Below are 21,271 nucleotides of genomic sequence, written 5' to 3'. Positions count from 1 at the left end.
CGTGATGTGATCAGAGGCCCCGGATCAAGTCCAGGGCGGCGTAGGATATGTGTTAGCGGTCGGTGAAGTGGGCTGCGCGCTTTTCGATGAAGGCCGCCATGCCCTCTTTCTGATCATCGGTGGCGAACATCGCGTGGAACAGGCGGCGTTCGTGCAGCAGACCTTCGCGCAGGGTGGTTTCCTCGGCGCGGTTTACAGCTTCTTTCGCAGCGCAGACCGAGACGGCCGATTTCGCGGCGATTTTCCCGGCGGTTTTCAGGGTCTCGTCGATCAGATCGGCGGCGGGGATGATGCGGCTGACAAGGCCTGCGCGCTCGGCTTCGGCGGCGTCCATCATGCGTCCTGTCAGGTTCATCTCCATGGCTTTGGCTTTACCGACGGCGCGGGTCAGGCGCTGGGTGCCGCCCATGCCTGCGATGATGCCAAGGTTGATCTCGGGCTGGCCGAATTTGGCGGTATCAGCGGCAATGATGAAATCACACATCATCGCAAGCTCACACCCGCCACCCAAGGCAAAGCCCGCAACGGCGGCGATGATCGGTTTGCGGATGCGCTGGATGGCATCGGCTTCGGGGCCGAAAATGTCGCCGACGAAGGCCTCGGCAAAGGATTTTCCGGCCATTTCGCGGATGTCGGCCCCCGCGGCGAAGGCTTTTTCCGATCCGGTGATGACGATGCAGCGCACAGCGTCGTCACGGTCCATCGCTTGCAGGGTTTCGGCGAGTTCGGACATCAGTTGCTGGTTCAGCGCGTTCAGCGCCTCGGGCCGGTTCAGGCGGATCAGGGCGACAGCACCGTGGGTTTCAAGGATGAGGGTGTCGGGCATGTCGGCTCCTATCGTTGGCAGGTGGGGCAGTAGAAAGATGAGCGCCCCGATTGCACCATGCGGGCGATTGTGGACGTGCAGCCGGGGGTTTGGCAAGGCTGGCCCTCGCGGCCATAGACGGCGAAGGCCTTCTGGAAATAGCCCAACTCGCCATCGGTGCGGCGGTAGTCTTTTAGACTGGAGCCGCCTGCTTCGATGGCCTCGGCCAGCACCTCGCGGATGATCGGTACAAGGCGGCCTGCATCGGGGATCGCCCCTGCGCGGGTATCGGGTGCGATACGGGCGCGGTAGAGGGTTTCGCAGACGTAGATATTGCCAAGACCCGCGACAAGGTGCTGATCCAGCAACGCCGATTTTATCGGTGTGTTGCGGTTCTGAAGTTTCGCGGCAAGATAGGCTTCGTTGAACGCGTTGCCCAAGGGTTCGGGCCCGATCTCGGCCAGCAGGGGGTGTTGTTCGGCGGTGGCGGTGGGCAAAAGATCCATCGCGCCAAAGCGGCGGGCGTCGTTGAAGGTCACGCGCGCGCCGCCTTCAAGATGCAGCACAACATGATCGTGTTTTTCCGGCGCGGCGTGGTCGTGAAAGAAGTCGCCCAGGGTGATGCCGGACACCAGCATCCGGCCCGACATGCCCAGATGGATCAGCAGGATTTCGCCCGACGAAAGGTCGGCAAGGATGTATTTCGATCGCCGCCGCAGGGCCAGCACACGCGTGCCGGTCAACCGTTTGGCCATATTTTCTGGAAGAGGCCAGCGCAGATCGGGGCGATTGACCTCGGCACGTTCGATCAGGCGGCCTTCCATCGCGGGAAGCAGGCCACGGCGAACGGTTTCGACTTCGGGCAGTTCGGGCATATATCCTCGGATAGATCGGGCGGGTGACAGTTGGGCGCATTGAGGGTTTGGCCGCGCGCGCCTATAAGGGGCGGGCAATCAAAGGACGGCAAGTGATGAACGACTCCACCACGCATTTCGGCTATCAGACGGTGCCCGAGGCTGACAAGGCCGGAATGGTGCATGGCGTGTTCACGCGGGTGGCCAGCAAATATGACATCATGAACGATCTGATGTCGGGGGGCATGCATCGGCTGTGGAAAGACGCGATGATGGATTGGCTGGCGCCGCGGCCCGGCCAGCGGCTGCTTGATGTGGCGGGTGGCACCGGGGATGTGGCGTTTCGCTTCATGAAACGGGCTGAAGGCTCGACGGCGGTGGTCTGCGATATGACCGAGTCGATGCTGATCTCGGGTCGTGCGCGGGCCGAGGCCGATCAGATGGCGGCGCGGCTGAATTGGGTGGTGGGCGATGCGATGGCGCTGCCGTTTGCCGACAATTCGTTTGATGTTTACACGATTTCTTTCGGGATCAGGAATGTGACGCGGATTGGCGATGCTTTGAAGGAAGCGTTTCGCGTGCTGCGGCCAGGCGGGCGGCTGATGGTTCTGGAATTCTCACGGATTCCCAATGACTTGGCGCAGTGGGTTTATGACAAATATAGCTTCAACGTCATTCCGGTGATGGGGCAAGTGGTGGCGGGGGACCGCGACAGCTATCAGTATCTGGTCGAGTCGATCCGCAAATTCCCCGAGCAAGAGGCGTTTGCCACCATGATCCGCCAGGCCGGTTTTGATCAGGTGAAATATCGCAACCTGTCGATGGGCATTGCCGCACTGCACTCGGGCTGGAAACTGTGAGGGGACCGCATAACATCTGGCGGCTGATCCGCACCGGGGCCACGTTCGAGCGCACCGGGGCAATGGCGGTGGCACTAGAGGCGATGCAGGTGACGCCTCGGTTGCGGTTTGCCGCAAGGCTGTTGGGTTGGCCTTTCAAATGGCTGGGATTGCAGGGCGATCTGGCCCTGCCGCCGGTGACGCGGGCGCTGACGGCGCTTGGGCCGGCCTATATAAAGTTCGGTCAGGTGCTTTCGACGCGGCCAGATATTGTCGGCGAAGAACTGGCTATGCAGTTGAAATATCTGCAAGATCAACTGCCGCCTTTTTCCACCGATGTGGCCAAGGCGATGGTGGCCGAGGAGTTGCGGCTGCCGGTGGACGAGGTGTTCTCCAGCTTTTCCGCTCCCGTGGCGGCGGCCTCAATCGCGCAGGTGCATCGGGCGACCTTGCGCAGCAACGGTCAGGACGTGGCGGTGAAAGTGCTGCGCCCGGGAATTGAAAGGGCATTTCGCCGCGATATTGATGCGTTCTATTTCGCGGCGCGGGCGATTGAATTTGTCTCGCCCGCCTCGCGCCGCTTGCGGCCTTTGGATGTGATCTCGCATTTCGAAGGCGTGGTTCTGGGCGAGTTGGACTTGCGGCTGGAATCCTCAGCCGCCTCGGAATTTGCCGATAACACCAAGAATGACGCCGGGTTTCAGGTGCCAAAGGTGGTGTGGGATCTGTCTGGCCGCACGGTGATGACGCTGGATTGGGCAGCGGGGATCAACTTGGCCGACAATGCCGCGATTGATTCGGCGGGTCTGGATCGGCGGGCTTTGGGCGCGCGGGTGTTGCAGCTTTTCCTAAGCCACGCGCTGCGCGATGGGTTTTTCCATGGCGACATGCATCAGGGCAATCTGAAGGTGGCGGCGAATGGCGATCTGATCGCCTATGATTTCGGCATCATGGGGCGAATTGATGAATACACCCGCCGGGTCTACGCCGAGATTCTGATGGGCTTCATCGGGCGCGATTATCGCCGGGTGGCGGAAGTGCATTTCGAGGCCGGCTATGTGCCGCCCGACCGCGATATCGACGAATTCGCCCGTGCCCTGCGCGCGGTGGGCGAGCCGATTTTCGGGCTGGAGGCGACACGGGTCTCGATGGCGCGGCTTTTGTCCTATCTCTTTGAAGTAACAGAGAGATTTGGCATGGAAACCCGGACAGAGCTGATCCTTTTGCAACGCACCATGGTGGTGGTGGAGGGTGTTGCGCGCAGTCTGGACCCGAATATCAACATCTGGCAGGTCGCCAAGCCGGTGGTGGAAACCTATGTCAGCCGCAATGTTGGCCCGCTGGCATTGCTGCGCGATCTGGCGCAGACCGCGCGGGTTCTGGCGCGGTTTGGCCCCCGCTTGCCCCGTCTGGTCGAAGCCGCGCTGATCGCGCAGGCCGATGCGCCGCCAGCCGTCCGGCAGCGGCCACGTTTGTTTGTGCTGCGGCTGGTTCTGGCGGCGTTTGTGGTGTTCGCCTTGGGAATTTGGCTGGGCCATATCCTGTGATCACGGCACGCGCAGGGCGGTGACATCGGTCGCCGCCACCTCGACCCCGCCCGCAAGCACCAGCGTTGGCCCATTGGCCCCGCCGCGCGCTTCAAGGATTTTCGCGTAGGATTCAACGGCGGTGGCATCGCCCAACTGCTGTTCCCCGCTGTAGTTCTCCAAGCTGAGGCGGTAGATGCCGTTCGGCAGCGGATTGCCTGCGGCATCAGCGCCAAGCCACTGATAACTCCCACCCTCCAACGAAACATCCTCGCGCGATACCACTTGGTCTTGCGCATTTTTCACCACCAGAACCGCGCGGTCGGCTTGGGTTTTGGGCTGATAGCTGATCGTCACAGGATCATCGCCGAGGTAAACCGGTGCGGCAGAGCGCGCCTCTTGCCCAACCCAAGCCGCGAGTTGTGCCATGCCCAAGACGCCAAACTGGCTGGTCAAGCCTTCCAGCAACTGATTGGTTTTGGTCTGCTGTTCGACGCCTGAGAACGTGGCCAGTTGCACGGCGTAATCCGACGAATCAATCGGGTTGAGCGGATCCTGATTTTTCATCTGGGTCGTCATCATTTTCAGGAAAGTGTCGAAATCGGCGGAAACGGCGGCTTTGTTGGCCGCTTTGTTGGCAGGTGTCTGAACTGTCGTGACAGTCGAGGTTTCCATCAAAGGCTCCTTTCAAGGTTTTCGCAGCGGGTGTTTGGCACGGCACTAAAGCCGCAAATTCAGCCCACCCGCGGGTGCAAGATTTGGCGTGCTGTGTTGTGGACGGTGGGCAGGGAGGGGCTCATCGGGCTCGATTTCTGTCTGATCAAAGTGAGCCAACGGCGGAGCAGAGGGGCGCTGTTGCTCGCCCCATTGACCAAAGCTGAGCGAGGCTTGCGCAAACCCCGATTGACGGAATTCTTGCAAAAGCTGATCGGCGTGTCGGCGCAGCAGTTCCACCGTTTCAGGCCGTTCAGCGCTCAGCAGGATACGGAGGCTATCGCCGTGCTGCTGGATCTGAAATTTGACATGGCCAAGTTCCTCTGGCTGCAAAAGCACGTCGACGACGCCGGTTTTGGCGGCGGTGCTGTGGTGCAGAAGCTGGGTGGATATGGGCGGTGGCGTGTGTGGCGGCGCATTCTGTGCGGATTGGTGGGCGATGGCGGTGGGTGCCGCGATCTGGTTGGGGCTTGCGTGCGCGGTTTGCTCGGCTTGAGCAAGGATGTCAGGCGCGGGCTGCTGTGGGGCAAGCGGGGTATTTGCCACAACAGCATTAGGGATGGCGATGGCTTGATCTCGCAACGGCGGGCTGGCCGGGTCTTGAAACGGCACCGGTCGTTGCTCGGTCGCTCTCGGCCGATTTGGGGGTTGCAGCAGGCTGTTGAGTGGCGCGACGGGTTCTGTCGGCTGTGGAAGGGTTTCGGCGATGGCCGCGTTGGCGTGTTCCGGGGTGGCCTGTATCGGCGGTTGATCGGGCGTGCGATCCGGCGCGAGCGGGGCATCGCGATGCAGAAAGGTCTGCCAAGCGGATTCGGCGGTGGAGATGGGCAGGGGTGGGTTGGCGGGTGCCGCATGATCCTGCTCGGCAATGTTTGGGACAAGGGGCTGTGCAAAGTTTGCCGCCTCGGGCGGGGGTAGCGGCGCGAGGGTGAGCTGCAATGCTGTGGCCTTCGTCACTACGGAATTTTGGGGCGCTGGATGGGTTGCTGCCTGGTGTGAGGACGGCGAGAGGGGGGGCATAGGCCATTGTTGCACGCTGTCGGGATGTGAAGCGGCTGTCTGATCCGGAGGTGCGTTTTCAGGGATCGCAGCGGCCTGTTCGGGGGCATTAGGTGCGGCGATGTATTGGGCTGACAGGTTTGGCTTTGGTGCCTTCTCGAGCGGCATCAGGGTGGTTTCGGGGACGATTTTACCGGGCAGGCTGACTTGGGCCTGCGAGTGACTTGCCGGGCTTATGGACGCGGCGATGGGGAGTTCGGGTGGGATGCTGCTTTCTGCCAAGGGCGGCGCTGATTCTGGCGCGTGGGTGGCGAGGGCTGATTTTGCGGTAACGTTGGGTGACGCAGAGAACGGATTGTCCTGTTGCGGCATGGACGGCGCGTCGGAGGGGCTGACGGAGGCAGTTTCCGGTGGGGCCACTTCTGTCGCCGCGACCAATTGTGCCGATGGCTGCTTTACGGTGGCAGTAATGACTGAGGCGATTGGGTCGGATTGCGGCCCCTTTGACTCGGTTGTGGGTGGGGCGGTGCGTTCCGCCGAATTGACGTTAACGTGGCCTGCCTGTGCGCCAATTTGTTGAACCGTCACCATAAGCCCTGCGACAAGGCAGCCTTGGGCGTCAAGCGCCTCGGGCGCGGCGTTATCATCCTGCGCTGCGAGTTCTGCGAGGAATCCGGACGCCTCTGCCGTATCAGCCGGCGGGCTGTGCGCGGCGTTTGCGCGGGTAGGAAGGCCAAGTTGCACTAAAGGAATCATCTTTCACCGACTTCTGCCGTTCTGACCTCCTTTATTCCGAGGATTGGTTACCACCTGTTTACCGCCATCCCGGATACTGGGAAAAATCTGAATCAACAGGAGCATTTGATGGACATTTCTTCGATCCGGCCCACACGCACCCCGCCAAAACCCGCAGCCGACACGCCGATGCTGGTGCAGGCCAAGGCGCTGGAGGCCAGTTTTCTTTCAGAAATGTTGGGATATGCCGGGGTTGGCAAGACGCCCGAAAGTTTTGGTGGTGGCATAGGTGAGGATCAGTTCGGGTCATTCCTGCGCGATGAACAGGCCCGGCAGATGGTGGCAAAGGGCGGTATCGGGCTGGCCGAACAGTTGTTTCAAGCCATGACAAAAGGACAGAATCATGCAGGCTGACATGCAGATCGAAGCCTTGATGGAGGCGATGCATCAGGCACTTTTGACCGCGGATTATCCGGCGCTCAACTCACTTTCTCCGCAACTCGATGCAGCTTTGCTGAACCTGTCGCAGCCTATCGAGGAAAAGGCTTTGTTGCGATTAAAACGGCTTGCAGAGCGTAACGCCCGCAGCGCGGGGGCTGCTGCAAAAGGCGTGCGTGCGGCGATCCAGCGGATGAAGGATGTGCGGCAAATTGCAAGCGGCATGGTGACTTACGACGAAAACGGCCAACGCGCGAAACCGAGCGGCCAGCGCACGCTGTCACAACGGTTGTGAAGGTTTGCTTCAAATCCGCTGCATATGGCTGGGCGGCATTAGAACTCTGTTAGAACTTCTGGCTGTTTATTGACCCTGCATCCCACGACGGGGTGGCGCATCTGGATCAGGCTTCGGGTGCAGCGGGTAGAACGCCAAAACAGCCATCGCAAGATGGCGCACCATGCCGGGCGCAAAGCGCAGGCAGATCGCGAAGGAACAGACGATGTCGTCCATTTTGACTAATACCAGTGCCATGGTTGCGCTTCAGACCATGAAAAGCATCAACCACAACATGAACAAAACCCAGTCCGAGATTTCGACGGGCAAGTCGGTCGCGAATGCCAAGGACAATGCCGCGGTCTGGGCGATTTCCAAGGTGATGGAATCGGACGTTGAAGGCTTCAAGGGGATTTCGGACAGCCTCAATCTGGGGTCTTCGACGCTGACCGTGGCGCGTGAAGCCTCAGAAACCGTCACTGGCCTGCTGACGCAGATCAAAGGCAAGATCGTGGCGGCGCAGGGCAGCAACGTCGACCGCACCAAGATACAGACGGATATTGATGCGCTGAAAGGGCAGATCGATTCGGTTGTGGGGGCCGCGCAGTTCAACGGCCTCAACCTGATCAACGGCTCGCAAACCTCGGTGGATGTGCTGTCATCGCTTGACCGCAGCGGCACCGGGGTGACGTCCTCGTCGATCACGGTGAACGCGCAGAACCTGTCGACCGGCGCTTACGCTGCGAATGACGTGTTCGGGGCCTCGACCGGCGGCACGGTGTCGACCGATGCCGATACCTTTGTGCTGACGCTGGACAAGTCCGGCGGCACCGATGACATCACCATCCAAGACGGTGCAACGGCCTGGGCGGCGGGCGACAAAGTCAGTATGCGCATCGGGGACAAGACGGCGTCCTACACCGTCTCGGCCAATGATGTGACCAGTGGTGCCAACACCATTGCCGACCTTGTCGCAGTCGGCATGAAGAACGCCATCGATGCGCTGGGAATTTCCGGCCTGACGGTGGATTACGATTCGGGCAGCCCCGGTTTGCTCTCGTTCACCAATGACGGCACCAAAGACCTTTCGGTCAGCGGGCAGTTCAAGAATGCGGCCTCGGGCGGACTTGGTGCGCTGGCGTCGATCAACGTCACCACGGCATCCGGAGCGACAACGGCGCTGGGCAGCATTGAGGCGATGGTGCAAACCTCGATTGATGCGGCTGCGGAATTCGGCTCGTCGCAAAAGCGGATCGAAATTCAATCCGATTTTGTCGGCAAGCTGTCTGATGCGCTGAAAGCCGGTATCGGCACTTTGGTCGATGCCGATATGGAAGAAACCTCGGCGCGGCTGCAAGCGCTGCAGGTACAACAACAACTTGCGACGCAATCCCTGTCGATTGCCAACCAGCAGCCGCAGAACATCCTGGCTCTGTTCCGTTGATAAATGTGGCCGGGGGCGGCTTCGTCCCTGGCCCCATTCTCTGACCCTCAGATTTCCAGGAAGGAAACCCCGTGACAGCCCATTTTACGGCGGCACGCTCGGTCTATGCACGGCCCGAGGCTCCGCAAAAAACCCCACGTTCGCTGGAATATGACCTTCTGGCGCGGATTACCAAACGCTTGGGACAAGCGGCGGCCGCACGCCGCGAAAACTTTCCCGCGCTGATGGCCGCGCTGGATGAGAATTTGCGCCTTTGGTCCACACTCGCGTCGGATGTGGCCGACAGTGGCAATACCTTGCCGTCAAAGCTGCGCGCACAACTGTTCTACCTCTATGAATTCACCAATCTGCACAGCAAGGCCGTGCGCGCTGACAAGGGCTCGGTCGATGTGTTGATTGATATCAACACCGCTGTCATGCGCGGCCTGCGCGGCGAGGGGGGCGGGGTATGACCGGCCTTGTCCTGAAACTCGGCCCGCATGAGCGGGTGCTGATCAACGGTGCGGTGATCGAGAATGGCGAAAAACGCTCTCGTTTGGCAATCATGACGCCGAATGCCAACATCCTGCGGCTGCGCGACGCCATTCATCCCGAACAGGCCGGAACGCCGGTGCGCCGGGTGTGCTATCTGGCGCAACTGGTGCTGTCGGGCGACAGCACTGCACAAGAGGCCCGTTTGCCGCTGCTGCGCGGGATTGAACAGTTGAGTCAGGTACTGGTCGATAACGACAGTCGCCTGCTGCTGTCGCAAGCGTCAGAAGCGGTTTTGGCGGACCAGCACTATCAGGCGCTGAAAGCACTGCGGGGCCTGCTGCCGCGCGAAGACCGCCTGTTCGCGGCCCATGCCTCATGAGCTATACCCCAGCCATCCCGCTTGGCGGTTATGCTGGCTGGGCGTATCTGAAACGCACTTTGCCGGCGCAGACCAAAAGCTTCAACGCTGCACCGGAGGTGAAAAGCGATGAGGCCTATTTTCGGGCCAACATCGGCAAGGTCAAAACCGCTGCGCAGCTTGTGCAGGATCGGCGGCTGTTGAAAGTGGCCTTGGGGGCGTTCGGTCTGGACAAGGATATCGAGAACAAGTTCTTCATCCAGAAAGTGCTGCAAGACGGCACGCTGACCACCGGGTCTTTGGCGAACAGGCTGGCGGACAAGCAATATCTGAAACTGTCTCAGGCCTTCGGCTTCGGTGATTACGCGGTGCCCAGCACGCAGATTTCGACCTTTGCGGATGATATTGTCAGCGCCTATCAGGCCCGGCAGTTCGAGGCTGCAGTGGGGCAGCAGAACGATGATTTGCGGCTGGCATTGAATGCGCAACGCGAGTTGCCGAAGCTGGCCGCGAAAACCACATCGTCCAACAATACCAAATGGTTCACCATTTTAGGAAACGCGCCGCTGCGCAATGTGTTTGAAAAGGCGCTGGGATTGCCAAGCAGCATAGGTGCGCTAGACCTTGATCAGCAATTGGCTGCATTCACCACCAAGGCCAAATCTCAGTTGGGCACTGATCAGGTTGCCGATTTCACCGACCCGGCCAAGCTGGAAGGTTTGATGCGGCGCTTTCTTGTGCGGTCTGAGGCGCAGAGTTATGCGCAATCGGGCGGCGGTAATGCCGCCATGGTGTTGATGCAGCAAATCTCCAACAACGTCAGGTCGCGTTATACTTGACACCCATCGCCGCTGCCAATCGCGCAAAACTGCCTGTGATCCCTTCGACTGGGGCATTTTCGGCCAGAAACCCGTCCAGTATGGGCCAGACCTTGATGGCTGCATCCACCAGCGGATCGGAGCCTTTGGCGTAAAGCCCTGCCTGAATCATCATTTCGGCGCGATCCCACGCGCCAAGAAGTTGCCGCGCTTGCGCGATCAGAGCGTTCTCCGCCTCTGATGCCGCCTCTGGCAGGCTGCGCGATACCGATCGCAGCAGGTCGATGGCTGGGTAGCGGCCGCGTTCGGCAATCTTGCGATCCATCACCACATGGCCATCCAGCACACCGCGCAGAATGTCGGCAATCGTCTCCTCCATATCCGAACCGGCGACCAGAACCGAGAACACCGCCGTGATGTCGCCCTCGCCTTCCGGCCCAGGCCCGGCACGCTCGGCCAGAGACATGATCGCCTGCGCGACAGAAGGCGGATAGCCGCGCAGCGCTGCGGTTTCGCCCGATGCCAAGGCGACCTCGCGATGCGCCTCGGCGAACCGAGTGATCGAATCTGCCAGAAACAGCACATGCAGACCTTGCGCGCGGAAATGCTCGGCAACAGACATCGCGGCCATCGCACAGCGTCGCCGCGCCAAGGCTGATTGATCTGACGTGGCCGTGACCAGAACCGAGCGTTTCATGCCCTCTGGCCCCAGCACACGCTCGACAAACTCGCGCAATTCGCGGCCACGTTCGCCGACCAGCGCAATCACCACCACATCGGCATCGACTCCGCGCGCAAATTTCGCGAGCAGCGAGGATTTCCCCACGCCAGAGCCCGCGAACAGGCCGATGCGCTGGCCACGCACCAGCGGCAAAAGCGTGTCAAAAATCGCGACGCCGGTGGAAAGCCGCGCGCCGAGCCTGCGGCGTTGCGCGGCGCGCGGTGCTGGGGCGCGCAGCGGGCGCTCAACCGGGCCACGGAACAGCGGCCTGCCATCCATCGGCTGACCGTAGGGATCAATGATGCGGCCGATCCAACTGTCATCGGGCGCAAGACCCGTAGCACCCGTCAGTTCAACCTCGGCCCCCATGGCTAGGCCATCGGGCGGGCCTTCGGTCAGCACGATCAAGCCTTGCGGCGACAGGTTCAGCACCTCGCCGCCCAGAAAACCGCCGATCATCACGCGATCTCCCTGCTTTGCCTGCCGCTCTAACCCCACGACGCGCACGATGCCGCGTGCCACTTCGGCGACGCGACCGACAGCGCGTGCGGGTGCCACCGTGGCGATTTCTGCCCGCAAACCTGCAAAAACTTGATCCATCAGATTCTCTCTTTGTTCGTGCTTACCCTTTCTAAAGGAATCACCCTTAAGCCTTGGTGAAGCAAAGCAGGGAGAATCCCGATGTTTGAAAAACTTCAGTTGACCAGAATGGCCAATGCGATGGCAGAACGCGCCGGTGCGCGGTTGGGGGTGGTGGCGCAGAACGTCGCCAACGCCGATACGCCCGGATACAAGGCGATGGATCTGCCCAGCTTTGCCGAGACTTATCAGGAAAGCGGCACCGCAATGCGAGCCACGCGCGCGGGGCATATGACCTCGCAAGATGACGCAGCAGAGCCTGTGCTGCGGCGGACAAAAGGCGCGGGTGCGCCGAACGGCAATTCGGTTTCGCTGGAACAGGAAATGGTGAAAACCGCGACCATCCGGCAAGATCACGACATGGCGCTCGCCATCTATCGCAACACATCCGAGATCATCCGCGCCAGCCTTGGCCGGGCGCGATAGGGGGCGGGGATGAGCGATCTTTCCACCTCACTCAGTTTTGCCGCCTCTGGAATGGAGGCTCAGGCACAGCGGCTGCGGCATGTTTCCGAAAATATCGCCAATGCCGATACGCCGGGATACCACCGAAAACTGGTGGGATTTCAGGCGGCGATGGATACGGGTCTGGTTGAAACCACGCCCGTCCATCTGGATCAAAGCGCGCTTACCAGCGTCTATGATCCGGGCAATCCGCTTGCGGATGCCAGCGGTCACTATGATGGATCGAACGTCGATCTGGTGATCGAAATCGCTGACGCGCGCGAAGCGCAGCGCAGCTACGACGCAAACCTCAAACTGTTCGATCAGGCGCGGCAAATGACGCAGAGCCTGTTCGAACTTTTGCGCAGATAGGAAATCCAGAATGGATATCAGAACCTCCCTCGCCGCCCAATCCTATGCTCAGGCCCGCACGGCCGCGGCACCCGAGCCGAGCGCCGAAGGCGCCGAGGCCACGGTTGGGCGGCTGATTGGCAGCTTTGCCGAAACTTTGGCCGAGGGCGAGCAAACCGCCCGCGCCGCGATGACCGGAAATGCCGATCCGCATGCGTTGGTGCAGGCGCTGGCCAGCTCGCAACTAGCGGTCGAAACCGTGGCGACGGTGCGCGACAAGGTGGTCGAGGCCTATCAGGAAATCCTGAGGATGCCGGTATGAACGATCAGTCGATCTATGACATCTTGCGGCAGGCGCTGTGGACAGCCGTGCTGATGTCGGCGCCGCTGCTGGCGGTGGCGTTGATCGCGGGGGTGGTGATCGGGCTGTTTCAGGCGCTGACCTCTGTTCAGGAAAACACCCTGACCTTCGTGCCGAAGGTAGGGGCGATGCTGGTGGTGTTCTGGGTCTCGATGAGTTTCATGACCGCCACTCTGGTGTCGTTCTTCCAGGATCGCGTCATTCCGATGATCGTGGGGGGCTGAGATGGATGCGGCCAGCTATACCGCGCTGACCCGACAATCGGGGCTGATGCGCGAAATGCAGGTGGTGGCGAACAACATCGCCAATATCTCGACCACGGGATTTCGCCGGGAAGGAGTTGTTTTTGAAGAATATATCAAGGGGTTAGATGACGGTCCATCACTGTCGATGGCGACGGGCGATGCGCGGGTGGTCGATCTAAGCCAAGCCGGAGTGTCACAGACCGGCGGCAGTTTTGATCTGGCGATACAAGGTGATGGATTTTTCCAGGTGCAAACCCCGGATGGCCCGCGTCTGACGCGCGCGGGCAGTTTCACGCCACAAGCCACGGGTGAGCTTGTAACCAATGACGGCTATCCGCTGCTGGATGAAGGTGGCACAGCCGTGGTGATCCCGCCGGGCGCGGGGCAGATTGCCATCGCGCAGGATGGCTCTGTCTCGGCGGATGGCGCGCCTTTGGCCAAAATCGGGCTGTGGCAACCCGGTGATCCGCTCAGCCTGCAACATCAGGCGGGGACGCTGTTCTCAGCTGACTCCATGCAGCCCACGACAGGCGGTGTCATCATGCAGGGCTATCTGGAAGACAGCAACGTGCAGCCGGTGCAGGAAATTGCCCGGATGATCGAGGTTCAGCGCGCCTACGAGCTGGGCCAAAGCTTCATGGATCAGGAAGACAAACGCATGCGCGGCGTGATCGACACGCTGGGCCGATAGGAGATCACGATGAACGCCCTTCAAATCGCGGCCACTGGCATGAGCGCGCAACAAATGCGGGTCGATGTGGTGGCAAACAACCTCGCCAACATGTCTACCACGGGCTATAACCCGCGCCGGGCAGATTTTGCCGACCTGCATTATCAACAGCTTGCGCGGCCGGGGACGGTTTCAGCACAGGATGGCTCGGTGCTGCCGACGGGTGTGCAGATGGGCCTTGGGGTGCGACCAGCCTCGGTTTCAGTGGTGTTGGGGCAGGGCACTTTGACCCAGACTGGCGGCGACCTTGACGTGGCGATCGAGGGCAAGGGCTATCTGGAAGTGACTTTGCCAACAGGTGGGGCGGGCTATACCCGCGACGGCGCGCTGAAACGCACGGCGGATGGTCTGATTGTAACCAACGACGGCTTTCAGGTTTCACCCGGCATCACCATCCCCTCGGATGCCCGCGATATCGCCATCAATGCCAGCGGCGAGGTTTACGCCAGCTTTGCCAATCAGACCCAGCCGCAACTGTTGGGTCAACTGACCCTCGCAGGATTTACCAATGACAAAGGGCTCGAGGCGATCGGCTCGGATCTTTTTGTGGAAACTGCGGCCTCTGGCCCGGCCAATGTCGGCATTTCGGGGGTGGATGGTTTGGGTACGCTGCGGCAAGGCTATCTGGAGGAAAGCACGGTGGATTCGGTGCGTGAAGTCACCGAACTGATCAAGGCGCAGCGCGGATACGAGTTGAACGCCAAAGTGATCACCGCCGCAGATCAGATGCTGTCAGCCACCACGCAGGTGCGGTGATGTGGCGGTTTTTGCTGATTTTTCTGCCACTCCCGGCGCTGGCTGACAGCGTTGTCGCTACCCGCACCATCCGCGCCCATAGCCTGCTTTCCGCCGAGGATGTGACCTTGGTGGCGATGGATATTCCCGATGCCCTGACTGACACAGCGGCAGTGATCGGCCAGGAAACCCGCGTGGCGATCTATGCGGGCAAGCCTGTTCAGGCGGCGCAGATTGGCCCCTCTGCCATTGTCGAGCGCAACCAGATCGTGCCGCTGGCATATAGTGCTGGCGGTCTGAGCATCCTGACCGAAGGTCGGGCGCTGGCGCGCGGTGGCGTGGGTGAGACCATTGACGTGTTGAATTTAACCTCGCGCATCAAGGTTGCCGGCCTGATTGGCCCGGACGGCGTGTTGCGTGTTGGCCCCTCTTTCTAAAGGAAAACTCATGCGCCTTGTGCTTATGTCTCTTGCGCTGCTGACGGCTTGCGGTCGGTTGGAACAGGTGGGGCGCGCCCCCGACTTCACCCCGTTGGAGGGCAGCTACCAGCATCACGCGATGTATTCGACGCCGCTTCCCGAAAACGCACCGCGCAATGGGCCAACCGATGCATCCTCGCTGTGGACGGCGGGCAGCAGTTCGTTGTTTGGCGACCGTCGTGCCGCGCGCACTGGCGATATTCTGACTGTTGTCATCGAAATCAATGACAGCGCCGAGATCAAGAATGCCAGCGGACGCAGCCGTGCTGGATCAGACAAGATGGCGATGCCGTCGCTGTTCGGGGTGCCGGAATCGGTGAACCCGGATCTGCCCGATGGGGCGACCTTGGACGATGCGGTCAACACCTCGTCGTCGTCCAGCTACAAGGGCGACGGCTCGGTCAAGCGCAACGAAAAGCTGACGCTACGGGTGGCGGCGACGGTAGTAGAGCAACTGCCAAACGGCGTGCTGCGGATCGAGGGCCAGCAAGAAGTGCGCGTGAATTTCGAGATTCGGGTGCTGCTGGTGACGGGTTATGTGCGACCTGTGGATATCTCGCGCCAGAACGAGATCACCTATGACAAGATTGCCGGCGCGCAAATCTCGTATGGCGGGCGCGGTCAGATCACCGATGTGCAGCAGCCGCGCTATGGCCAGCAAGTGGCCGATGTTCTTTTGCCGTTCTGAGGAAAGCCATGATCCGCAAACTTATTCCTGTTCTGCTGGGCCTGATCGGGTTGGGCATTGGTATGGGCGCCGGAATTTTCCTGCGCCCTGCGGCTGTTCCTGCCGCTGATGCAGGTGGCGAACATGCTGCGCAGCCGGAAGAAGCGGCTGGGCATGAAGCCAGCGCGAAGCCTGACCATGCCGAAGAAGCGCCCAAAGAGGCCGGTGCCGAGGGCGGCCCGGAATATGTCAAACTGAGCAATCAATTCGTGATCCCGGTGGTCGAGCAGGGCAAGGTCGTGTCGATGGTCATCCTCGCCCTGACGCTGGAGGTGGGCGCGGGCACGACCGAAGCGATCTATGCGCGCGAACCGAAGCTGCGGGATGCGTTTTTGCAGGTTCTGTTTGATCACGCGAATTCTGGCGGCTTTGACGGCTCTTTTACCGATGGCGCCAATCTGGTGCTGCTGCGCAAGGCATTGCTTGAGGCGGCGCAAACCGCGATTGGGCCGAATGTCTCGGATGTGTTGATCAGCGATATTGCGCGGCAGGACAGTTAATCTTCTCTTGGCCTTACAGCAGCAAGCTTGGCGGTAATCCCGCCAAGCGCTTGTTTTTTGCCAAAAGCTTCACGCGCGGCCTCGCGTGCCTCCATCCAAGTGACGGTTTGGCGGGCGAGGTGCATGTTCAGCTCGGCGCGGCGCGCATCAGCCCAGCGTTGATAGTTTAGCTCTGCCATCGCCGATGCTATTTCGGAAACCTGTGTCGCTGCTGGCGGTGGCACAACCAAACCTGCCAGTTGGGTTTCAGTTTCCAGCTTGGCCCGTGCAGCGCTTTGCAGCACCGACAATCGGCTATCCAACAAAAGATTGGCAAGCTGCCCAAGTCTTGCGAGTTGTGGATTGCGGATCATTTCACATAGACCTTCTTGCGTTTGCGCATGGATTCAGCAAAGCGAATGGCTGCCGCGACAGCGCGATAATGTTCGGGGCGGATCTGCTGGCCAATCTCGACCGTGGCGTAGATCGCGCGTGCTGTCGGTGGGTCGGATTGCAGCGGCACCCCCGCTTCAGCCGCTTTGGCGCGGATGCGGGCGGCAACTTCATCGACTCCCTTGGCGACACAAACCGGGGCCGAGCGACCCTTGCGGCTCCACTTCAGCGCCACCGCGTAATGGGTCGGGTTCACCACCACCACATCGGCCTGCGCCACATCTTGCAGCATGCGGTTGGTGGCGATCTCTTGTGCACGTTGTCGCCGTTGCTGTTTGACATGCGGATCACCTTCCGAGTCTTTCATCTCATCTGTCAGATCCTTGCGCGACATGCGGTTGCGGCGCAGGTGCTGCATCCGCTGCCAGAAATAGTCGAGCCCGCCAAAAATCGTGATGGTGATGGCCACCAGAACCATGAAATGCAGCAGCAGTTTCAGCATCAGCGCCACGCTTTGCGCGGGCTCCAAGGCAAGGCTTGCCAGAATCTCCGCGGCATTGCCCGACAATTGTAGGCCCAGAATCAGCGCCACGATCAGCAATTTGGCAAAGCTTTTGGCAAATTCGAACAGACCTTCGCGGCCAAATTTCTGTTTTGCTGTGGCCAGTGGCGAAATCCGCGACCACTTCACAGCCAGCTTTTCTGGGGCAAAATGGATGGCACGCTGGGCGAAAAGCACCAGTATCACCGCCGCCGTTGGCATGACGAAAAGCGGTGCCGCCGCCGTCAGAAATCCTGCCGCCATACCCGCCACCGGCGCCGGTGCACGGCCAAACAACAAGGGTGCCAATCGGTCTGGCTGATCCAGCAAGATCATCCCGGCCTGGCCGAAGTGCTGCAACAGTTTGCCGCCAGCGACTAATCCCACCAGGACAAACCCGGCATAGGCCGCAGCCGTGCTGAGATCGACAGATTTGGGGATTTCACCGCGTTTTCGCGCCTCTTCCAGCCGCTTTTGTGACGGCTCGTGCGACTTGTCGTCGTCATCCTCGCTCATGGCAGGGCCTGAAACGGTGCGGCGAGAAACCCATGCAGGGTCTGCACCCAAAGCGCCAATGCCAAGGGCAGGGCCAGCATCATCAGCACCAAACCGCCCGCCGTCAGCGCCGGTGCGCCGATCATCGAGACCATCAGCGCAGGCATGGCGCGGTTGATGAACCCCAAGGCGACATTGTAAAGAAGTGCTGCGATGGTGAAAGGGGCTGCAAGGCAAAAGGCCAGTGAAAACATGTGGCTGACCTGCGACAACCCCCAATGCGCCGCATCTTCGGCACCGGGAAGCTGACCGGGTGGCAGCAGGTCATAGGACATGATCAGCAATTCGGCGGCTCGGATATGCAGGCCAGTGGCAACGGCAACGGCAAGTCCGGCCATCACCAGAAGGTTACCAATCGCAGGTTGCGGCTCTGGCCCCGCATCACCGAACATTTGTGACAGGCTGGTGGCCTGTGCCGCCATCGCCCCTGCGATTTGCAAGGCAAAGACAAACAGGCGCAGGCCGATGCCAAGCATCAGCCCGATGATGACCTCGATCAGAAGCGGCAGAATCCCGGCTTGATTCGGGTCTGGCATCGTGTGCAAAGCCGGTGCGACAACAGCGGTAAAAGCCAGCGCCAGCACCAAACGTACACGCTGCGGCACCGCCTGATCGCCGAAGGCTGGCAGCACCGACATGGCAGACCCCACCCGCATGAAAACCAGCAAGCATTGCCAGAGCATTGCGGCGCCAAGGCCGGTCAGCGCGTTCAACTGCGTGATCAGATCTGTCATGGTGGCACGATTCCAACCATCGCGGGGCGGGCCTCCATGCCGATTTCTTCATAGGATAGCACGGGGGCGGAAAGGCCCTTAGCGCCCAGAACCGTGCGCAGAAAGCGGCGGCGCAAGGTGGACGTGACCAGCGCAGGGTAGGCTCCGGTCTCGGCGGCGCGGTTCAGCCGCTCGGCGATGGCATTGGCGAGGCGGCTAAACTGATCGGGCGGCAAAGCCACGTCGCGCTGACCGCGATCACCGTCAATCTGATAGGCCGTAAAGGTTTTTTCCCATTCCGGCGCGAGTTGGATCAGCGGAATGGTGCCGTCTTCGCGTTTCAACTCGGCCACAAGTTGGAAGCCCAAACGCTGGCGCACATGCTCGCAAATCGCTTCGGGGTTGCCCAAGCTGCGGGCCTCGGCAATCGCCTCGAGGATCAGGGGCAAGTTGCGGATCGACACGCGTTCCTCGAGCAGCAGGCGCAGAATGGTCAGCAGCAGATCGACGGGCACCTTATCGGGCACCAATTCATCCAGCAGCCGACGATTGGCTTCGCTGCGTGCAGTGTCGGACAGCGTAGCGAATTCGTCCAGCAGTCGGCGCAGCCCACGCAAAGATAGCAGGCGCGCCAGATTGCCCCGGATCACCTCGAGCAGATGCGTGGCCAGAACTTCGGCGGGCGAGACAACGGTCAGCCCGGCCAAGGCGGCCTCTTCCTGATGTTCCGGTTTGACCCAGCGCGCTGGCGCGCCATAGACTGGTTCGCGCACGTCTTGGCCGGAAGGGGCATCGACGCCATCTGTCAGCAGGACCAAGACCTTATCCGGCATCAGACGATCATGCACACGCTCCACCCCTTGCAGACGGATGCGATAGCTGCCGGGCATCAAGCTGGCCTCGTCGGTCAGGCGGATTTCGGGCAGGATCAGACCGAAAGCCGAGGCAACATGGGTGCGCATATTGGCAATCCGAACATCAAGGCCGGTCGCCGGGTCAAGCACCATCCCCACCAAGTTTGGCGCGAATTCGATGTGGATTTCATCAAAATCCAGCACATCGCCGATGGATTTGCGCTTGGGTACGGCAATTTCAGGTTCGGGAAGAACGGCGGCGATTTGCGCCTTGCGAAACATTGCCCAGGCTGCCCATCCCATCAGCCCTGCGCCTGTCATGAACGGCAAAAACGGCATCCCAGGCACCAGCGCAAACAGCGCCATCAACACTGCAACCGTGCCCAAAGCGCCGGGGTAGCGGCCCAACTGCGCGAAGAACGACACATCCGCCGCCCCCTTTGCCCCGCCGCGTGACAGCAGCAAGGCCGCGGCCACCGAGATGATCACGGCCGGAATTTGGCTGACGAGGCCATCGCCGACGGTCAGGATGGCATAGGTTTCAAAGGCTTGCCCGATTGGCATTCCGTGCATCACGGTGCCCATCACAAGCCCCATTACGATGTTCAACCCGGTGATCAAAAGCCCTGCTACCGCATCGCCCTTGACGAATTTCGATGCGCCATCGAGCGAGCCGAAAAACGTCGTTTCGGCCAGTTCCATCTCACGCCGACGCTTGGCTTCAGCATGGTCGATTGCGCCCGCCGCCATATCGGCGTCAATCGCCAGTTGCTTGCCGGGCATGCCATCCAGCGCGAACCGTGCGCCCACCTCGGCCATACGACCCGCGCCTTTGGTGATCACGACGAAGTTCACGATCAGCAGCACGCAGAAAATCACCAAGCCCAGCAATAGATTGCCGCCCATGATGAATTCCGCAAAGCCCTGAATGACATGGCCTGCGGCCGCGGTTCCGGTGTGGCCCTGGCCAATGATCAGCTTGGTGGATGAGATGTTCAGCGACAGGCGCAGCATCAGCGAGGCCAACAGGATGGTCGGAAAGGCAGAGAAATCCAGCGGGCGTTCGATGAACAGGGTCACTGTCAGCATCAAGATCGCTAGAGCAAACGAAAGGGCCAACCCAAGATCCAGCACCCAAGCCGGCATCGGCAGCACCATCATCATGATGACAGCCATCAGCGCCAATGCGAGCCAGATGGTGGGTTGATAGAAGGATGCGGCAGTCAATTGAATTTTGGGCATGTCAGGGCAGCGTCACAAACAAGGGAATCGCCCCCTCGGTCAGCGGCACAAGTGAGCCGGCAGAACCGCGCGCGCCCGCCTGCAACAGCGGAAAACGGTTCACCCGTGGCGCAAGGTCTGCGGCGACAATCATATCTTCACTTGCCGGTGGAACAGTGCTGGTGGCACGCAGATCGGTCAGCGCAGCCTCAACCTTGGTCAGATAGGCCTGCGCCTGATCCGGGCTGCGCGAGTGATAGGCAGCCACGGCCTCTGGCCAGCCACCTTCCGACTGGAACAACTGGCTGAGATAGGAGGCTGCGTAGCGCGCGTTGGTTTGCGGATCGAACATGTCTGCAAGCGAGCCGAAGTTTTTGCTGTGCCAATGCAGATTGATCTGAAAGCAACCGGCATCAAAGTTGACCACGCCTTGTGCCAGCAGGTCACTGGCAAAACTGATCGCCTGATCCGCTGTGTCAAACCAATGGCCTTGGCCGCCTTGGTTGATTGCCCAGGGCCAAGGCTGGGTTGTGCCATCAGCCTGCCGCCCGGTTTCCACACGGCTGATCGCCATCAGCAATTCGAGTGGAACCTCGCTGTTCTGTGCAGCCTGCTGAGCTGCAAGATCGCAGGGGTTGGCGGCTGCGCGCAGTTGGGCAGGGCCGCATAGAATGATCGCCAGCAGAGCAATAGCGATGCAGCCACGGTATTTATTGGGAATTGGCTGATTTGACATGGGTTTCGCCCGAATGACCCGCCACTTTCTGTGGCGGTGATAGGAGCACTTTAGGGACCGAATCTTTCC

General features: G+C 60.6%; 28 protein-coding genes. 17 read left to right on the top strand and 11 right to left on the bottom strand.

What is annotated here, in order from left to right; all coding sequences use genetic code 11:
* Nucleotides 1–52 precede the first annotated feature (52 nt).
* Together ACFOGH_RS12725 and mutM are read right to left on the bottom strand one after the other, a co-directional pair.
* The gene (locus ACFOGH_RS12725) at nucleotides 53–826 is read right to left on the bottom strand and encodes an enoyl-CoA hydratase (RefSeq protein WP_380073445.1); all 774 of its coding nucleotides are present in this window, start codon (nucleotides 824–826) and stop codon (nucleotides 53–55) included.
* Nucleotides 827–834: 8 nt separating this feature from the next.
* Nucleotides 835–1,680: a bifunctional DNA-formamidopyrimidine glycosylase/DNA-(apurinic or apyrimidinic site) lyase gene (mutM, locus tag ACFOGH_RS12720; protein ID WP_380073444.1), complete on the bottom strand. Its 846-nt coding sequence runs from the start codon at nucleotides 1,678–1,680 to the stop codon at nucleotides 835–837.
* A gap of 95 nt (nucleotides 1,681–1,775) precedes the next feature.
* Here mutM and ubiE point away from each other — a divergent pair, with 95 nt between their 5' ends.
* On the top strand, nucleotides 1,776–2,519 hold the full coding sequence (ubiE, locus tag ACFOGH_RS12715) for a bifunctional demethylmenaquinone methyltransferase/2-methoxy-6-polyprenyl-1,4-benzoquinol methylase UbiE (RefSeq protein WP_380073443.1): 744 nt from the start codon (nucleotides 1,776–1,778) through the stop codon (nucleotides 2,517–2,519).
* The gene (gene ubiB, locus ACFOGH_RS12710) at nucleotides 2,516–4,045 is read left to right on the top strand and encodes a 2-polyprenylphenol 6-hydroxylase (RefSeq protein ID WP_380073442.1); all 1,530 of its coding nucleotides are present in this window, start codon (nucleotides 2,516–2,518) and stop codon (nucleotides 4,043–4,045) included. Before ubiE ends, ubiB begins: the two co-directional genes overlap by 4 nt.
* Here ubiB and ACFOGH_RS12705 read toward each other — a convergent pair whose 3' ends face one another.
* On the bottom strand, nucleotides 4,046–4,699 hold the full coding sequence (locus tag ACFOGH_RS12705) for a flagellar hook capping FlgD N-terminal domain-containing protein (RefSeq protein WP_380073441.1): 654 nt from the start codon (nucleotides 4,697–4,699) through the stop codon (nucleotides 4,046–4,048).
* A 45-nt stretch (nucleotides 4,700–4,744) separates the two neighbouring features.
* Nucleotides 4,745–6,493 (bottom strand): flagellar hook-length control protein FliK, encoded by a 1,749-nt coding sequence (locus tag ACFOGH_RS12700; protein ID WP_380073440.1) that lies wholly within the window; start codon nucleotides 6,491–6,493, stop codon nucleotides 4,745–4,747.
* Nucleotides 6,494–6,601: 108 nt separating this feature from the next.
* On the opposite strand from ACFOGH_RS12700, the gene ACFOGH_RS12695 reads away from it, so the two are divergent.
* Both ACFOGH_RS12695 and ACFOGH_RS12690 read left to right on the top strand, forming a co-directional pair.
* Nucleotides 6,602–6,886 (top strand): rod-binding protein, encoded by a 285-nt coding sequence (locus ACFOGH_RS12695; protein WP_380073439.1) that lies wholly within the window; start codon nucleotides 6,602–6,604, stop codon nucleotides 6,884–6,886.
* A complete protein-coding gene (locus ACFOGH_RS12690; protein WP_380073438.1) occupies nucleotides 6,876–7,205 on the top strand; it encodes a hypothetical protein in 330 nt (109 codons plus the stop codon). Before ACFOGH_RS12695 ends, ACFOGH_RS12690 begins: the two co-directional genes overlap by 11 nt.
* Nucleotides 7,206–7,271: 66 nt before the next feature.
* Here the strand turns inward: ACFOGH_RS12690 and ACFOGH_RS12685 are convergent, their stop codons facing one another.
* Nucleotides 7,272–7,442 (bottom strand): hypothetical protein, encoded by a 171-nt coding sequence (locus ACFOGH_RS12685; protein WP_380074020.1) that lies wholly within the window; start codon nucleotides 7,440–7,442, stop codon nucleotides 7,272–7,274.
* 16 nt (nucleotides 7,443–7,458) lie between these two features.
* Between ACFOGH_RS12685 and ACFOGH_RS12680 the strand changes: the two genes are divergently transcribed.
* The 4 genes from ACFOGH_RS12680 (at nucleotide 7,459) to ACFOGH_RS12665 (ending at nucleotide 10,299) form a co-directional block, all read left to right on the top strand.
* Nucleotides 7,459–8,628, top strand: a complete 1,170-nt coding sequence (locus tag ACFOGH_RS12680) for a flagellin N-terminal helical domain-containing protein (RefSeq protein ID WP_417323664.1) — start codon at nucleotides 7,459–7,461, stop codon at nucleotides 8,626–8,628.
* A 71-nt stretch (nucleotides 8,629–8,699) separates the two neighbouring features.
* The gene (flaF, locus tag ACFOGH_RS12675) at nucleotides 8,700–9,080 is read left to right on the top strand and encodes a flagellar biosynthesis regulator FlaF (RefSeq protein WP_380073436.1); all 381 of its coding nucleotides are present in this window, start codon (nucleotides 8,700–8,702) and stop codon (nucleotides 9,078–9,080) included.
* Entirely contained in the window at nucleotides 9,077–9,481 is a 405-nt protein-coding gene (gene flbT / locus ACFOGH_RS12670) for a flagellar biosynthesis repressor FlbT (RefSeq protein ID WP_380073434.1), read from the top strand. Before flaF ends, flbT begins: the two co-directional genes overlap by 4 nt.
* Complete coding sequence (locus ACFOGH_RS12665) at nucleotides 9,478–10,299, top strand: DUF1217 domain-containing protein (RefSeq protein ID WP_380073433.1); 822 nt, start codon at nucleotides 9,478–9,480, stop codon at nucleotides 10,297–10,299. Before flbT ends, ACFOGH_RS12665 begins: the two co-directional genes overlap by 4 nt.
* On the opposite strand, the gene ACFOGH_RS12660 is transcribed toward ACFOGH_RS12665, so the two are convergent.
* On the bottom strand, nucleotides 10,280–11,599 hold the full coding sequence (locus tag ACFOGH_RS12660; protein ID WP_380073432.1) for a FliI/YscN family ATPase: 1,320 nt from the start codon (nucleotides 11,597–11,599) through the stop codon (nucleotides 10,280–10,282). The two genes, ACFOGH_RS12665 and ACFOGH_RS12660, sit on opposite strands and share 20 nt — an antisense overlap.
* Nucleotides 11,600–11,680: 81 nt before the next feature.
* Between ACFOGH_RS12660 and ACFOGH_RS12655 the strand changes: the two genes are divergently transcribed.
* The 9 genes from ACFOGH_RS12655 to ACFOGH_RS12615 are packed head-to-tail and all read left to right on the top strand — an operon-like array spanning nucleotide 11,681 to nucleotide 16,210.
* Nucleotides 11,681–12,064, top strand: a complete 384-nt coding sequence (locus ACFOGH_RS12655) for a FlgB family protein (protein ID WP_380073431.1) — start codon at nucleotides 11,681–11,683, stop codon at nucleotides 12,062–12,064.
* Between the two features lie 9 nt (nucleotides 12,065–12,073).
* Nucleotides 12,074–12,454 carry a flagellar basal body rod protein FlgC gene (gene flgC / locus ACFOGH_RS12650; RefSeq protein ID WP_380073430.1) on the top strand — a complete coding sequence of 127 codons (381 nt, stop codon included), beginning with the start codon at nucleotides 12,074–12,076 and terminating at the stop codon, nucleotides 12,452–12,454.
* Between the two features lie 10 nt (nucleotides 12,455–12,464).
* Entirely contained in the window at nucleotides 12,465–12,755 is a 291-nt protein-coding gene (gene fliE / locus ACFOGH_RS12645; protein WP_380073429.1) for a flagellar hook-basal body complex protein FliE, read from the top strand.
* Entirely contained in the window at nucleotides 12,752–13,018 is a 267-nt protein-coding gene (locus ACFOGH_RS12640; protein ID WP_380073428.1) for a flagellar biosynthetic protein FliQ, read from the top strand. Before fliE ends, ACFOGH_RS12640 begins: the two co-directional genes overlap by 4 nt.
* A 1-nt stretch (nucleotide 13,019) precedes the next feature.
* Nucleotides 13,020–13,730 (top strand): flagellar hook-basal body complex protein, encoded by a 711-nt coding sequence (locus ACFOGH_RS12635; RefSeq protein ID WP_380073427.1) that lies wholly within the window; start codon nucleotides 13,020–13,022, stop codon nucleotides 13,728–13,730.
* Nucleotides 13,731–13,739: 9 nt separating this feature from the next.
* A complete protein-coding gene (gene flgG, locus ACFOGH_RS12630) occupies nucleotides 13,740–14,525 on the top strand; it encodes a flagellar basal-body rod protein FlgG (RefSeq protein WP_380073426.1) in 786 nt (261 codons plus the stop codon).
* On the top strand, nucleotides 14,525–14,941 hold the full coding sequence (gene flgA, locus ACFOGH_RS12625) for a flagellar basal body P-ring formation chaperone FlgA (RefSeq protein WP_380073425.1): 417 nt from the start codon (nucleotides 14,525–14,527) through the stop codon (nucleotides 14,939–14,941). The genes flgG and flgA overlap by 1 nt, the downstream gene beginning before the upstream one ends.
* A gap of 10 nt (nucleotides 14,942–14,951) precedes the next feature.
* Nucleotides 14,952–15,671 carry a flagellar basal body L-ring protein FlgH gene (gene flgH / locus ACFOGH_RS12620; RefSeq protein WP_380073424.1) on the top strand — a complete coding sequence of 240 codons (720 nt, stop codon included), beginning with the start codon at nucleotides 14,952–14,954 and terminating at the stop codon, nucleotides 15,669–15,671.
* Between the two features lie 8 nt (nucleotides 15,672–15,679).
* Nucleotides 15,680–16,210 carry a flagellar basal body-associated FliL family protein gene (locus ACFOGH_RS12615; protein WP_380073423.1) on the top strand — a complete coding sequence of 177 codons (531 nt, stop codon included), beginning with the start codon at nucleotides 15,680–15,682 and terminating at the stop codon, nucleotides 16,208–16,210.
* Here ACFOGH_RS12615 and ACFOGH_RS12610 read toward each other — a convergent pair.
* The 5 genes from ACFOGH_RS12610 to ACFOGH_RS12590 are packed head-to-tail and all read right to left on the bottom strand — an operon-like array spanning nucleotide 16,207 to nucleotide 21,202.
* Nucleotides 16,207–16,563 (bottom strand): hypothetical protein, encoded by a 357-nt coding sequence (locus ACFOGH_RS12610; protein WP_380073422.1) that lies wholly within the window; start codon nucleotides 16,561–16,563, stop codon nucleotides 16,207–16,209. The two genes, ACFOGH_RS12615 and ACFOGH_RS12610, sit on opposite strands and share 4 nt — an antisense overlap.
* Nucleotides 16,560–17,639, bottom strand: coding sequence for an EscU/YscU/HrcU family type III secretion system export apparatus switch protein (locus tag ACFOGH_RS12605; RefSeq protein ID WP_380073421.1), 1,080 nt, complete (start codon nucleotides 17,637–17,639; stop codon nucleotides 16,560–16,562). Before ACFOGH_RS12605 ends, ACFOGH_RS12610 begins: the two co-directional genes overlap by 4 nt.
* Complete coding sequence (locus tag ACFOGH_RS12600; RefSeq protein ID WP_380073420.1) at nucleotides 17,636–18,412, bottom strand: flagellar biosynthetic protein FliR; 777 nt, start codon at nucleotides 18,410–18,412, stop codon at nucleotides 17,636–17,638. The genes ACFOGH_RS12605 and ACFOGH_RS12600 overlap by 4 nt, the downstream gene beginning before the upstream one ends.
* Nucleotides 18,409–20,487: a flagellar biosynthesis protein FlhA gene (flhA, locus tag ACFOGH_RS12595; protein WP_380073419.1), complete on the bottom strand. Its 2,079-nt coding sequence runs from the start codon at nucleotides 20,485–20,487 to the stop codon at nucleotides 18,409–18,411. The genes ACFOGH_RS12600 and flhA overlap by 4 nt, the downstream gene beginning before the upstream one ends.
* Nucleotide 20,488: 1 nt before the next feature.
* Nucleotides 20,489–21,202, bottom strand: a complete 714-nt coding sequence (locus tag ACFOGH_RS12590) for a lytic transglycosylase domain-containing protein (protein WP_380073418.1) — start codon at nucleotides 21,200–21,202, stop codon at nucleotides 20,489–20,491.
* Nucleotides 21,203–21,271 lie beyond the last annotated feature (69 nt).

The organism is Cypionkella sinensis, from assembly GCF_042646385.1.
GTDB classification, from domain to species: domain Bacteria; phylum Pseudomonadota; class Alphaproteobacteria; order Rhodobacterales; family Rhodobacteraceae; genus Cypionkella; species Cypionkella sinensis.
This window is presented reverse-complemented; position numbering and strand designations above follow the sequence as displayed.

Coding starts and splice junctions, on each gene's coding strand:
- ubiE (WP_380073443.1), top strand. CDS start 1,776: ATGAACGACTCCACCACGCATTTCGGCTATCAGACGGTGCCCGAGGCT.
- ACFOGH_RS12635 (WP_380073427.1), top strand. CDS start 13,020: ATGGATGCGGCCAGCTATACCGCGCTGACCCGACAATCGGGGCTGATG.
- flgC (WP_380073430.1), top strand. CDS start 12,074: ATGAGCGATCTTTCCACCTCACTCAGTTTTGCCGCCTCTGGAATGGAG.
- fliE (WP_380073429.1), top strand. CDS start 12,465: ATGGATATCAGAACCTCCCTCGCCGCCCAATCCTATGCTCAGGCCCGC.
- ACFOGH_RS12655 (WP_380073431.1), top strand. CDS start 11,681: ATGTTTGAAAAACTTCAGTTGACCAGAATGGCCAATGCGATGGCAGAA.
- flgG (WP_380073426.1), top strand. CDS start 13,740: ATGAACGCCCTTCAAATCGCGGCCACTGGCATGAGCGCGCAACAAATG.
- mutM (WP_380073444.1), bottom strand. CDS start 1,680: ATGCCCGAACTGCCCGAAGTCGAAACCGTTCGCCGTGGCCTGCTTCCC.
- flgH (WP_380073424.1), top strand. CDS start 14,952: ATGCGCCTTGTGCTTATGTCTCTTGCGCTGCTGACGGCTTGCGGTCGG.
- ACFOGH_RS12660 (WP_380073432.1), bottom strand. CDS start 11,599: ATGGATCAAGTTTTTGCAGGTTTGCGGGCAGAAATCGCCACGGTGGCA.
- ACFOGH_RS12700 (WP_380073440.1), bottom strand. CDS start 6,493: ATGATTCCTTTAGTGCAACTTGGCCTTCCTACCCGCGCAAACGCCGCG.
- ACFOGH_RS12605 (WP_380073421.1), bottom strand. CDS start 17,639: ATGAGCGAGGATGACGACGACAAGTCGCACGAGCCGTCACAAAAGCGG.
- ACFOGH_RS12690 (WP_380073438.1), top strand. CDS start 6,876: ATGCAGGCTGACATGCAGATCGAAGCCTTGATGGAGGCGATGCATCAG.
- ACFOGH_RS12640 (WP_380073428.1), top strand. CDS start 12,752: ATGAACGATCAGTCGATCTATGACATCTTGCGGCAGGCGCTGTGGACA.
- ACFOGH_RS12610 (WP_380073422.1), bottom strand. CDS start 16,563: ATGATCCGCAATCCACAACTCGCAAGACTTGGGCAGCTTGCCAATCTT.
- ACFOGH_RS12680 (WP_417323664.1), top strand. CDS start 7,459: ATGAAAAGCATCAACCACAACATGAACAAAACCCAGTCCGAGATTTCG.
- ACFOGH_RS12600 (WP_380073420.1), bottom strand. CDS start 18,412: ATGACAGATCTGATCACGCAGTTGAACGCGCTGACCGGCCTTGGCGCC.
- flbT (WP_380073434.1), top strand. CDS start 9,077: ATGACCGGCCTTGTCCTGAAACTCGGCCCGCATGAGCGGGTGCTGATC.
- ACFOGH_RS12685 (WP_380074020.1), bottom strand. CDS start 7,442: ATGGCACTGGTATTAGTCAAAATGGACGACATCGTCTGTTCCTTCGCG.
- ACFOGH_RS12725 (WP_380073445.1), bottom strand. CDS start 826: ATGCCCGACACCCTCATCCTTGAAACCCACGGTGCTGTCGCCCTGATC.
- ACFOGH_RS12665 (WP_380073433.1), top strand. CDS start 9,478: ATGAGCTATACCCCAGCCATCCCGCTTGGCGGTTATGCTGGCTGGGCG.
- ACFOGH_RS12705 (WP_380073441.1), bottom strand. CDS start 4,699: ATGGAAACCTCGACTGTCACGACAGTTCAGACACCTGCCAACAAAGCG.
- ACFOGH_RS12615 (WP_380073423.1), top strand. CDS start 15,680: ATGATCCGCAAACTTATTCCTGTTCTGCTGGGCCTGATCGGGTTGGGC.
- ACFOGH_RS12695 (WP_380073439.1), top strand. CDS start 6,602: ATGGACATTTCTTCGATCCGGCCCACACGCACCCCGCCAAAACCCGCA.
- flgA (WP_380073425.1), top strand. CDS start 14,525: ATGTGGCGGTTTTTGCTGATTTTTCTGCCACTCCCGGCGCTGGCTGAC.
- flhA (WP_380073419.1), bottom strand. CDS start 20,487: ATGCCCAAAATTCAATTGACTGCCGCATCCTTCTATCAACCCACCATC.
- ACFOGH_RS12590 (WP_380073418.1), bottom strand. CDS start 21,202: ATGTCAAATCAGCCAATTCCCAATAAATACCGTGGCTGCATCGCTATT.